Here is a 12624-nt window from a genome sequence, read left to right as displayed (position 1 = left end):
AATAGAATGTACATTCTATTTTTTTTATAAGCTAGTGCGTTTTGTATACCGTTTAGATCAACAATTCCTTGAAAATCCTGATATGGAATGGATTATAAACAAAGCTCTTATAGCATTATCCTTCATCCAAATGATTTGGTTTTTTACTTTATTATTTAAAAAGTAATCGAAATAATTATAGGCAAAGAAATACCCTATTTCTTTGACGACCAATTAATGGACGCTACGCTACTTGTTGTTCTAATTTCTATTTTTAATTACTTTACTCTTATCTATAAGAAAAGATGGTATAAATACGATCAAGAATTTGCAGAGTATTCCAAAATCAGAAATCGAATAATTAATATAGCTATTCCAGTTTTTTATATAATCTCATTCGCTCTGTTTGTTGTTGTTTTTATCATTTGGGGTAATTTGTGGGATGCAGGCAAGATAGATGGGTTCTAAGGAAATTAAAAAGCTCTTTATTCTTAGATCAGATACTTTTTCAGCCCGACAATTAGAATGTAATCGGTACTTTTTGTTTTATCACGTGCTTATAATTATCTTTGTCGGACGAAAAGGAGCAGCCTTTTCCGTGTAGCTTAGGATAAACCACGTAAAAAACAAAGTAATTAAAATGAAATCAACAGAATCTGCCCTAGTCTTATTTTCGGGTGGCCAAGACTCCACCACATGCCTCTTTTGGGCATTGAAACATTTTTCTTCCGTACGCACATTGTGCTTCACCTACGGACAACGTCATTCACAAGAAGTAGAAATTGCCGAAGGTATTGCCCAACGTGCAGGAGTACCTTTTCAAAAGCTCGATGCATCAATCATCAGTCACTTATCTACCAATTCATTAACCGACAACAGTGTGGTAATGGATAGAGAAAAGCCTGCCGATGCATATCCAAACACTTTTGTGCCGGGACGCAATCTCTTGTTTCTAACCTTTGCAGCTGTTATTGCCCGCAGTCATGGTATCCGCCATATAGTAACGGGCGTTTCGGAAGCCGATTACAGCGGCTATCCTGATTGTAGAGATACCTTTATCATGTCGGCAAATACAAGTATCAATCTGGCTATGGACGAACACTTCCAGATACATACACCATTGATGTGGAGAGACAAAACAGCAGTATGGCAGTTATCTGACCAACTCGGAGTTTTTGACCTTATCAGAAACGAGACCCTTACCTGCTACAACGGAATACCTGCCGAGGGGTGTGGCGAATGTCCATCGTGCCAATTACGAAACCAAGGATTAGAAAATTATTTAAAAATACGGAAACAAAATATCTGATTTTTACGTTTCTTTAAGATCACTGATCTTTTTATTAAAACCCTCATATTAAATGAAAAAAATTCTGCTCGCATTCGGTATAATCTGCTTCAGTATTACTGGTATGGCACAAAATACTAAAACAGACTTGATATTCGATGCTCTGAATCTCAAATTTTCACCTGAAGCTCTCGCTGATGCTAAGCGTGACTACGACTTGGCAAATGACACCATCAAAGCGATCATGCTGAAAGTTTACTCGATGCCCATGAGCAGTAAAGCAGAACTCATACAAAATTATGAGGAAAGGTCTGTTGAAATAGAAAACTTAAAGGACGAATTCACGAAATCAATCCCTAAAGACTTTGTAGTATCTCTGGAGATTAGAACCAAGGGAGACCTTCTTCATACAGTGGAAGGTATAGACCTCCAGATCTTCAAGAAAGATAGCAAGGGTGAATTAAAGCTGGTTGATGGTGATTGGGATATTCAATACGATTCGGACGAATTGTACACCCTACTCAAAATCATAGGTTGGGATCCGATGACCTTTAGCGGTATCAAGAATATGATGCAAATGGCAAACTGCATATCACTTCAAAATGGCGATCAAACTGAAATAGGCTTTGCTCGAAGCGGATTAGGCAAATATTCGTACCTCATCTTCCCCACTCCATTGCTAACTGTACCGCAAATAAAGGAATTCAACGACGGATGCCAATATGTATACTATAAGAAGAACGTGGTTCTTAAATATACGGGAGGAATGGCAGGTCCTCAATGCTTTACAGATTGAGAAGTTCCGCAACTTTTAAGCATTCCAACAAAGAATAAACTATCAAAGAAAAATTATGCAACAAGATAAACAATTGGAAAACCTTTCACTACTGGGAGGTAAAACAGAATATAAAGACAATTACGCTCCCGAAGTTTTGGAAGCATTCACCAATAAACACCCCGACAACGACTATTGGGTAACATTCAATTGCCCCGAATTTACAAGTCTTTGTCCTATTACAGGACAGCCCGATTTTGCAACTATCCATATCAATTATATCCCTGAAATAAATATGGTAGAAAGCAAAAGCTTAAAATTATATCTTTTCAGCTTTCGCAATCATGGCGCATTCCATGAAGATTGTATGAATATAATCATGAAAGACCTTATTAAATTGATGGATCCTCGATACATTGAAGTCATTGGTGTATTTACCCCACGAGGAGGCATAAGCATCTACCCATACGCAAATTATGGTCGTCCGGGCACAGAATACGAACAAATGGCTAAGACTCGTCTTTGGAATAGAAATCCTCAACAAGACTACACTAAATAAGCCACGGACTTCAAACCTCAAAAACTGAATATTCAGCCATTTTGGACATACCTACTGAGCTGAAATATATAAATATTATAAAAAAAGGAGCATTCGATAAGGATGTTCCTTTTTTTATAATATTTTCTATGTTCACAGTTAAACAAGGCCGTGAAGTCTACAATGACGGATACTTTAATATATCTTCACAAACTAAATCGAAAATTAATTCAGACAATAAGGACAAGTTTAGTTTAACGGTCTATACATTACTATTGCATAACTTAATACACAAGCGTTATTATTTTGACACATCAACCTATTTTCTTTATGAAAATAACCTTAATCAAATATCTATTTTGCCTATTCATTGGTACATCCTTGTTTTCTTGTCAAAAAGACAAGTCGCAAGAATTGATACGTGAGGCACAAAATAGCTTGATGATGGGTCAACCCGATGTCGCTCTCAATCTACTTGCTTCTATACAGAATCTCGAAAGTCTAGATGAATACAATTACATGAAGTATGTTGTAACTCATATAGGCGCAAAATACGAAGCGAAAGAGGATATTAAAGCAGATACTTTAATTCTTAAAGCTCAAAAATATTTTAGTGAAAAGGGAAATGCTCACGATCAGACTTTAGCTAATCTCTATGCTGCCCAATTTTATAGTATGAATGACGACTATCCTAAAGCTTTGGAATATTATATGTACACGACTTATCAAGCTGACAAATCGAATAACCACTTAGCGGCTGGTACAAGTTTTAATAATATAGGATATATCTATTACGATCAAGATCTTTTTGATAAAGCTATAATTAACTATCGAAAAGCCTTGATTTATTATGACAAGGTGAAGAATACAGATCACAAAAAGATAAAAACATGTACCAACCTAGGGCAGTCATTCGAGGAAATTAATCAACTAGATAGTGCTTGTTTTTATTATAATAAAGCCTTAGATAAAGCTATTGAGATAAATAATGAAGCGTATCAGAGCTTTTCATTACAGAATCTAGGAGTAGTTTCATATACTATGGGAGAATATGACAAAACTGTTAAGTATTTTCAGTCCGCATTGGCTATGGACGTTACTAATAACATACAAACAAGACAAATGTATTTATTCTTACTAAATACCTATAATAAAAAGCAAGATTCTGATTCAGCCAAACGATACGCAAATTTAGTAATAAAAAATCTTCCCGAAGTAACTTTTATTTACACGATAAAAGGTATGTATACGGCTCTTTCCGAATACTATAAACAATCTGGCGACTTTCAACAAGCTTTACAATATAATGATCTAGAGAAGAAAACCATAGAACAAATTGAGAAAGAAAAAAAGGTTTCTAAATTATTAGCTATTGACAAGGAAATTTACGTGGCTAAAAAAGATGAAGAAATAAACCAACTTCTCAAATACAAGCAATACACACGCTATATTGAAGAATTATTTTAATTATAAAATTAGATAAAAGAATTAACTTGATATTAATAAAGAAAATGATAAATATACCAAAGCAAGTAAATCTAATATTTATACAAACGAAAATATAAAACTAACATGAAAATTAAAACATTATTGATTGCGATTAGTTGTACAATATTCTTATTTACCTCGTGTGAAAAAGATGAAATGGGTAAAGGAATTACTGATGGCGGTGGAAAAGCAGACTCTATTAGTTCTCTAAATTCGGGCAATAAGACTATAGATAATAATGCTAAAGAAAATGATACTGATAGCTTATCATACAAGTCAAACAACCTTTTGGGTTTTGACATTGAATAATCCACCTTGATATTCTCTTTATAGACACAAAACTTTACATTCTATGAAACTATCTTTAACTCTAAAGTACCTACTGTACTTACTACTTATAACAGCATCTTTTTCTTGTGAAAAAGACAACTCTCAAAAAAAACTATTAAAAAAAGCTCAAGACAGCTTAATTATAGGCAAACCTGATATAGCTCTAAATTTGCTTAGCTCTATCCTGCATCCTGAAAGGATGGATAAAGACAGTTATATGCAATATATAGTTACTCATGTTGGTGCGAAATATGAAATTAAAGCAGATATCATTAATGATACTCTAATTTTTGAAGCACAAAGATATTTCATAGAGAAAGGAAATCCAGAAGAATCAGCCCTTGCGAATTATTATGCTGCACAAGTATATGATGAAAGTAATAATTACCCAAAGGCCTTAGAATCTTATCTACTCACCCTTTACGAAGCCAGTAAATCTCAGAATCATTTATTAGCTGCCAAGAGTTTAAATAATATTGGATATATTTATTTTGAGAAAGATCTTTTTGATAGTGCTGTAATCAATTTTCAAAAAGCCTTGAATTATTATGATAGAGTAGAAAATATAGATAAAAATAAATTAAGAGTACTAATTAATTTAGGTCGTACTTATGAAGCTGATAATAAATTAGACAGTGCTTACCTCTATTTCCAAGAAGGCTTGAGCTTAGCTAAAAAAACTGAAAGTAAATTAGAAGAGAGCCAACTCTATCAAAATTTAGGAGCAGTATGCTATGGTAAGGGCGAGAATGAACAAGCTTTAGAGTATTTTCAGTCTGCCTTAAATATAGGCATTACCAATAAAACACAAATACAGAAAATACATCTAACCTTACTAAATATTTACAATAAAAAGCAAGATCCAAAATCGGCTAAAGAATATGTTGACCTCGTAATAGCAAGTCTACCGGAAGTAACATACAATTATACTCTTAAAGAAATGTATGCCGCTCTAGCCGAATATTACAAGCAATTGGGTGACTACAAACAAGCTCTAGATTATAGTGAATTAGAGAGAGCAACTAAAGATCAAATTGAGAAAGAAGCAAATGCCCCAGCCTTATTGCAAGCAGATAAAAATTTCCACTTAGCACAAAAAGATAGGGAGGCCGCTCAATTACGTACACATCTTTATTTGTACTTGTCTATTGTAGCAATCGTTATTTTTATTGTACTACTATTTCTACTGTTTCTTTGGAAAGAGCATAAGAAAAACAAAGAAGAAATAAAATTACATACCGAAAAGTATGAGATCATTAAAGGAATGCTTCATTCAATGAATCAAAGATACCCACACATAGAAGCCGAAATAAAATCGATGTTAGAAGATAACGAGGAAGATAAAAAATAAAGAATACGTTGTTCAATTATTAGTAGTAGAGAGATAAAGCCCGAATAGGAAGAAGTTCCATTTGGGCTTTATTGATATGGAATTAAAATAAAAAAATACTAACTTCGCATCTCTTAGTCAGAAATTCACAATTTCTATATATCTCATGAATACTACTAGAATCGAATTATATCGCCCCGAATACAAAGAAGATTTTGTACGCCTCAACACTGAATGGATTACTACATACTTTCGACTTGAAGAATCTGATTTACATACACTAAATCATGTAGAAGAGTATATTATAAACGAAGGGGGGCAAATTTTCGTAGCATTAGTCAACAATAAAGTGGAAGGATGTTGCGCCCTAGTGGCACATCCCGAGACACAAACATTCGAAATGGCTAAGATGGCAGTAAGCCCACAAGCACAAGGATTAGGATTAGGACGCAAGCTTGGAGAAGCCCTCATTGCATATGCTAAAGAAAAAAGTATAAAACAGGTTTTTCTTGAAGGAAATACTTTATTGGAATCATCTATTATTTTGTATCGAAAACTGGGATTCATAGAGGTTCCCATAAAAGACTCAGCTTATGAGAGATGCAATATTATGATGGTACTTGATATTGAGTAACCTTATCGTTTAATTTCTATTTTACTCATTTTGAAGCCTCCTTTTACAAAATGAACTTTAATGGTATTAATTCCCTTTTTAAGATTAATATCCCTCACCTCCAAAACACTCCAATCAGTAGTACTTCCCGAGGTCTTAAATATTGGAGTTTTTCGTCCATTAATTATTAGATAAAGAGAACCTTCTCCATCAACAGCTTTAGTTGATATATTAATCTTATAACTGCCTTGCTTTCTTGCACTGAAAGTATATTGTAACCACTCATCGGCTTCGATACTGAATATGCAATAACCATTCGACGAACTATCATCTGAGGGCATAATATCTACACCATCATTCCTATAAACACGTCCTTTATTTCCAAAACCTTTTACACCACTTGACACCCAATAGTCGGCAGTATCTTTATCGAAATAGGCATAACCATTACGTCCTAAATCGAAATCGGTAGCATTAATTACCAAAGGCATTTTTTCTTTCAAAAAAAAGTTATGAAATGGTTTAGTGGCAGTTGTTTTTACTTGTCTGAATAAGGCATCCACATAATCTCTCTTAAAATGAGTATTCTCAACCTTGTAGTCGTCTGCCAATTGCATCAATCCTTTATATGCTTCTTCGGAAGTAGGTCTCGCTCCCTCTCCTTTCCAAAATGCTTTCATTTTTTCGTATTCAGGGTTCGTAGGTATTTCCATCACACAATTGAATCCCATCTTTTTGTAAGTCCACCAGCACCAACCAATGTCATTATGTTCAAAGAGCTTAATTGCATTGGTATGCCATGTATTAGAGTTCTCTCCCGACTCGCTCATCCACAAAGGTGCATTATATTGCTTACGGTATTCGAGAAAGTTGGCTATTGATTGATCATTGTTATACGTCCAATACTTATGGAAGCTGATTACCATATTATCGTCCCACAGAGGAAATATACCTTTGTAATTATTCCCCCAAGCATTACCCGAAATCACAATAAAATGTTTCTGATCTACTTCGCGAATAGCTTTTGTAATATCAATATATAGTTGACGTAAAGGCGCGTTTAATTCTTCGCGATTACCATTAAGATCTTCTGAATCCTGAAATCCCCAATTAGGTTCATTCAAAATATCGTAGCCTCCTATCCATTCTTCGTTTTTATAACGTTCGGCAAGTTTTTTCCATAGAGCAACTGTTTTCGCTTTGTTTTGGGCACTATTCCATAGTTTCACGTCCGAAGCATCAGATATCGCAAGATCATTGCCTTGTCCGCCCGGAGCAGCATGCAGATCGAGTATCAGGTACATTTCATTAGCCTTACACCAACTAAGAATAGAGTCGGTAAGCAAAAATCCACTTTCTAGCCATGTATCCTCACCCTTTTTAGGCTCTTTTTCAATTGGAAGAGTGTATAAATTATAGTGCATCGGTAAACGGATACTATTAAAGCCCCACTTAGCAAGTGAATCTATATCTGCTTTCCGTACACCATTTTTTATCCATGCGGCATAAAATTCAGAGGTTTTCTCCTCTCCTATCAAATCATATATTCGTCGTCTTATATCTGTTTGATTTTTAGCAGCTCCCGACAATTGCAGCATATATGGTTCTTGCAATACCCATCCACCAAGACCGATACCACGCAAAAGTACTTCTCCATTATCATTCACAATCTTTGTACCATTGGTCCTTAGAAATCCTTTTGCTTCGATACTGCTTATTGAAAAAATAATACAGATTAAAAATAAAAAATTTAATCGCATATATTTGAAGATTACATTTGTTGTCATTTCCTTATATTTTATTTAACCTAATCTTATACAGAAACATAGAAAGGCTAGAAGATAGTAGTAAGCCATACTCAATGTGCTTCGGCAGGGATCGTTCTTCCCCATTGAAAAGGTATGTGCTCATTAATTTTCTACTAAGATAAAATAAAACTTGGAAATAATATATTATTGTAGTATTTTCGCATCCGATTTCGGGATGTAGCTCAGCCCGGTTAGAGTACACGTCTGGGGGGCGTGTGGTCGCACGTTCGAATCGTGTCATCCCGACTGAAATCAAGACCCTGTAGAACAAGCATTAAGCAAGTTTTCACAGGGTTTTTTCATGCGGTTACACGTCGTTTTTTGTGCAAATTCATTGCAAATTTGGTCTATATGGGTCGATTGTGGTTTTCAAATCTTTAGAATATCTTTAGAAAAATGTTTTTTAGATGATGTTCACCAGACGTGGTATTATCAATCTTTCTATCAACATTTTAGCGTTTCAAATACTTAGCATTTTTAGGATGATTTGTAATAAATTAATCACCAAAAACCAAACAGAACTGAATCCATTTTTTTCAGCTCTAAACAACCTAAATACATTAATTGCAGATTTTACTAATATAAACCTTTCAGTTTGCTTTTCTAACCTTTTTCTAATTATTATAATTTTTAATATTAAAACAGGTATACCATTGTAAAGATTCAATTGCGATTCCTTTTCTTTATAAGTAAAACCCCAAAAGGGCTTAATTTACATTGCTTAGAATATTTTTAACTAACAATATAAGAATAATGAGAACTGGATTTTTATTGATCGCCATTGGTATTATTGCATTATTATTTACTTCCTGTGAGAAGGATGAAATGGGAGACGGAGGACTTGGTGGTGGAGGCAAAGACGACACTATACAGTCGAAAATGAGTTCGAGAAGCGAACCATTGTCAACCTATCAAGAGAGGAACAACTCATAGTGACAGTTATAGCATTAACTTTTTCTGCTCTATAATCTAGATAGGCTTCTGGGCAGATATCTCCACTGCAAACTCTCTTTCTTGACACATTAAATATTTTCTTATGAAACTATTCAAACTATCTAAGTACCCATTACTACTCTTCATTATTTTAATATTGTTAATTTATTCTTGTCTCAAGGACAGTGGGGTCTTGGATAAAGCTTGTAGTCATCTAATTGAAGGAGAACCCAACAATGCTCTAGATTTACTCAGTACCATTAACCATCCAGAAAATATGGATAAAGAAAGTTATATGCAATATATAGCAATTAATGTAGGCGCTAAATATGAAACCAAGCAAAGTAGTGATGAAGACACTGTAATTTTCGAAGCTCAGCAATATTTTAATACCAAAGGAAATTCAGACTTCACCTCTATTGTCAACTATTATGCTGCACAATTACATGATAATAGCGGTGATTACCCAAAAGCTTTAGAATCCTATATGAGTGCTGCCAACGCCACTTCAGGCAAATATGACACCAGCCTTTTAACAAGTAAGAGTTTTAACAATATAGGATATATTTACTATCAACAAGAAGTTTACGATAGTGCTGCGGTCAATTACCGAAAGGCATTGTCATATTATGATAAAATGGATAAGGCTGATGTTCGAAAACTAAAAATACTGACAAATGTAGGTCGAGCATATGAAGTTTCGAATCAGTTAGATAGCGCTTATTTGTATTTCGACATGTGTTTATCATCTGCCAGAGAAACTGAAAACAAAATATACGAATTTCATTCTTTAAAAAACTTGGGTGTAACTTTTAATGACAAAGGTGAATATGATAAGGCGATTGAATACTATAAGGCTGCTTTGTCTATAGATGTTCCGGATGAGATAAGCCAATCTGAAACCCCCAAAATATATCTTTATTTACTAAATATTTACAACAATAAAGGAGACATGAAATCAGCCAAACAATATACAGTTTTGGTAACCTCTAGCCTCACTGAAGTAGCTCCCAAATCTAATACTCTTAAAGAAATGTACGGGACTTTAGCTTATTACTACCGACAAACGGGCGACTATAAAACAGCCTTGAAATATAGGGATCTGGAGATAGCAACTAAAGAGCAAATCAGTAGCGAAACAAACACTCCAGCATTGCTGGGGGCTGATAAAAGTTTCTATATAAAACAGAAAGACAAAGAAGCTCAAATTCTTAAATCTGATGTATTTTTTCTTATTCTACTTGGAGTTATTGTTATTTGTATTGTGCTGGCTTTTGTCTTGCTCCTTTGGAGAGAGCATAAAAAGGGCAAGGCCGAAATACTAGCTTGTACAGAAAAATACGACATTCTTGAAGGCATGTTACTTTCAATGAGCGAAAAACACACCCAGATAGAAGATGAAATAAAATCAATGCTGGAAGACGACTAACTACTCAGGATAGGAGCCCCCGATTTAAAACATTATAATTCACACTAAAAATAAACACAATGTTTACACACAAAACACATTTAAGAATAGGCTCTCTTGAAAGTATTGATGCAAGCAAGCTTTTCGAAAATTCAACAGAACTGGCAAAATGCAGCTATACCTTTGCAAAGGGAATAGACGGAAAAGGGCAGGTACAATCAAAAGCCGAAGGCGGTATTGTCGAACTGGAGCTTTCCACCCTACCCAGTAAATCCATTATTCAATGGGCACTCAATCCCCGTAAATACGAAAGCGGAATGATTGTATTCAGTGACGATGGCGGCACCCCTCTCGAAAAGATTCTGTTTACCGATGCCGCTTGTATATCTATGGAAATTACCTATATGCAAACAGGAAGTGCGTACATTAAAACCTCTTTAGTAATAAGTGCTAAGAAAATAATGATCGGAAGCACTGTTTTCGAAAGCAGATGGCTTAATAAATAAATACACGCAACATGAATATCAAAGATACCGTAAGCAAATTTTTCACCTTCCCGCTAGTTGAAGCTGGTGTAACTGTGCACTTAATTGTAGATCAAAAAGAATACGAAGTAGAACAATTCAAAATAGGTTTCACTCAAACCACAGACCACAAAGGAGAGCCACAAGCCGAAACCAGAGGCGGTCAGTTAATGATAGGTCTTACACAAACTGTACCCGAAAGTATTTATGACTGGATTATCAAACCGGCACAGAGAAAAGACGGAGAAGTAGTATTTAAGAATCAAGTTAGCAGCTCCCCATTAAGGATACAATTTTTTAATGCAGCTTGTGTTAATTTTACCCGTGAAGTAAATTTATCTGGTGGACTTCAAACCAATCTGATTTTATCCCCTGAAAGATTACTTGTTAATGATGTAGAACATGAAAACTTTTGGGTGTAATGAGCAACAAAGAAAAAAACTATCCTGTCATTTCCTTTAAGGAATATATGATGATAGTACATAAGAACGAAAAATACAATGGGTTCGTAGAATATCCCGATGGTATTGTTGCGTTTGTACTAACAGAAGTAGTTGTTGAGACTATTCCCTCAGACAATGACCTGAATCGTTATACCCAATATAAAATGAGAACAGCTAATAAATATCATGAACAGATTATCACTGTTAATGATGCTATTAAGCCTAATAACCAAAATATAAACATCAGAAACAAGGAATATTCACAAAGCATACAGGAAGGGCGTATAAAGACAGCCTTTAGACTTAAAGCAGAAGAACTGAATCGGAAAATAAAATTAGACTATACTATCAAGATCATAAAAGACCCACATCTAAAAAATGACCTTGACAATCTTTTAGCGCAATATGAAAGATTGATAAGTTGTTTAGATAAAAACAAACCAATCACTCTAAGCATTATTCCTGTAGATTTGAGAAATACAGAACAGGCTCAAGCATATATAAAACAATTCAACATAACTTCTTCTTCACCGACCGCTTATATTACACAGGGACTAACTGATTATGAGCAAAAACAGAGAAATTATCAAAAGGCATACGATAACTGGAAAAATGCCGACCCTACTGCATCACAAGCCGTTGAAGGGATGGCATATGGAATGGTAGGTGCTCCTTTTGCTGTAGGTGCTGTAGAGGCAGGGGGAGTGTATGCTTTAAGTGCAGGACTTAGGACTGCTTTAAAGCTAAATACTAGCATGTGGGGTTTGAAAGCAGGTTTAAGTTGGGGGTCACAAGCTTGGGCTAATGGATGGCGAGAAGTAAACTATGTCGCTGTAGGAGGTGATGCAGTTTTAGGTGTTCCATTAACAGGGGCTTTAGTGGGCGGTGTGATAGAGTGGCGTCCAGCGTCTGAAAGGAAAGATAAAGTGTATATCGCTGGCCTTAATAAAGGCTTAGGCACAGTAGCAATTGATGTAGGCACTGCGTTTTATTTCGGTAAGCAAAATAGCATTATAAGAAGTGCTATGCCTAGCGGTGGAAATTGGCAGGTTAATATTTTATATTTTACTATAGATGCCACCCACAGTTTAGCAAATTATAAATTTTCATCAGAAATAAATAAGCAAATTCAACAAGATTCAATTAATATTACAAAATAGATTTGTC

General features: G+C 34.9%; 13 protein-coding genes and 1 tRNA gene. 13 read left to right on the top strand and 1 reads right to left on the bottom strand.

Annotation, left to right across the window (positions count from 1 at the left end):
- Positions 1-619: 619 nt before the first annotated feature.
- The 7 genes from queC to HGC4_RS12695 all read left to right on the top strand — a co-directional run bounded on the left by queC (position 620) and on the right by HGC4_RS12695 (position 6362).
- Positions 620-1288 (top strand): 7-cyano-7-deazaguanine synthase QueC, encoded by a 669-nt coding sequence (gene queC, locus HGC4_RS12725; protein ID WP_050710516.1) that lies wholly within the window; start codon positions 620-622, stop codon positions 1286-1288.
- A gap of 52 nt (positions 1289-1340) precedes the next feature.
- Complete coding sequence (locus HGC4_RS12720) at positions 1341-2063, top strand: hypothetical protein (protein ID WP_050710515.1); 723 nt, start codon at positions 1341-1343, stop codon at positions 2061-2063.
- Between the two features lie 55 nt (positions 2064-2118).
- Positions 2119-2601 (top strand): preQ(1) synthase, encoded by a 483-nt coding sequence (gene queF / locus HGC4_RS12715; RefSeq protein WP_050710514.1) that lies wholly within the window; start codon positions 2119-2121, stop codon positions 2599-2601.
- Between the two features lie 309 nt (positions 2602-2910).
- Entirely contained in the window at positions 2911-4047 is a 1137-nt protein-coding gene (locus HGC4_RS12710) for a tetratricopeptide repeat protein (RefSeq protein ID WP_050710513.1), read from the top strand.
- Between the two features lie 105 nt (positions 4048-4152).
- Entirely contained in the window at positions 4153-4377 is a 225-nt protein-coding gene (locus HGC4_RS12705) for a hypothetical protein (RefSeq protein WP_050710512.1), read from the top strand.
- A gap of 43 nt (positions 4378-4420) precedes the next feature.
- A complete protein-coding gene (locus HGC4_RS12700) occupies positions 4421-5749 on the top strand; it encodes a tetratricopeptide repeat protein (protein WP_050710511.1) in 1329 nt (442 codons plus the stop codon).
- Between the two features lie 145 nt (positions 5750-5894).
- Positions 5895-6362, top strand: coding sequence for a GNAT family N-acetyltransferase (locus tag HGC4_RS12695; protein WP_050710510.1), 468 nt, complete (start codon positions 5895-5897; stop codon positions 6360-6362).
- A gap of 2 nt (positions 6363-6364) precedes the next feature.
- Here the strand turns inward: HGC4_RS12695 and HGC4_RS12690 are convergent, their stop codons facing one another.
- A complete protein-coding gene (locus HGC4_RS12690) occupies positions 6365-8128 on the bottom strand; it encodes a cellulase family glycosylhydrolase (RefSeq protein ID WP_087880174.1) in 1764 nt (587 codons plus the stop codon).
- A 192-nt stretch (positions 8129-8320) separates the two neighbouring features.
- On the opposite strand from HGC4_RS12690, the gene HGC4_RS12685 reads away from it, so the two are divergent.
- The 6 genes from HGC4_RS12685 (at position 8321) to HGC4_RS12660 (ending at position 12617) form a co-directional block, all read left to right on the top strand.
- Positions 8321-8395, top strand: a tRNA-Pro gene (locus HGC4_RS12685).
- Positions 8396-8902: 507 nt separating this feature from the next.
- Positions 8903-9082, top strand: a complete 180-nt coding sequence (locus HGC4_RS12680) for a hypothetical protein (RefSeq protein WP_050710509.1) — start codon at positions 8903-8905, stop codon at positions 9080-9082.
- Between the two features lie 103 nt (positions 9083-9185).
- Positions 9186-10511, top strand: coding sequence for a tetratricopeptide repeat protein (locus HGC4_RS12675; RefSeq protein ID WP_050710508.1), 1326 nt, complete (start codon positions 9186-9188; stop codon positions 10509-10511).
- A 59-nt stretch (positions 10512-10570) separates the two neighbouring features.
- Entirely contained in the window at positions 10571-10996 is a 426-nt protein-coding gene (gene tssD, locus HGC4_RS12670) for a type VI secretion system tube protein TssD (RefSeq protein WP_050710507.1), read from the top strand.
- A gap of 11 nt (positions 10997-11007) precedes the next feature.
- Positions 11008-11436 carry a type VI secretion system tube protein TssD gene (gene tssD / locus HGC4_RS12665; protein WP_050710506.1) on the top strand — a complete coding sequence of 143 codons (429 nt, stop codon included), beginning with the start codon at positions 11008-11010 and terminating at the stop codon, positions 11434-11436.
- Positions 11436-12617 carry a hypothetical protein gene (locus tag HGC4_RS12660; RefSeq protein ID WP_050710505.1) on the top strand — a complete coding sequence of 394 codons (1182 nt, stop codon included), beginning with the start codon at positions 11436-11438 and terminating at the stop codon, positions 12615-12617. Before tssD (HGC4_RS12665) ends, HGC4_RS12660 begins: the two co-directional genes overlap by 1 nt.
- Positions 12618-12624: the final 7 nt, after the last annotated feature.

The sequence above is a fragment of the Dysgonomonas sp. HGC4 genome (genome assembly GCF_001261715.1).
Classification (GTDB): Bacteria; Bacteroidota; Bacteroidia; order Bacteroidales; family Dysgonomonadaceae; genus Dysgonomonas_A.
This window is presented reverse-complemented; position numbering and strand designations above follow the sequence as displayed.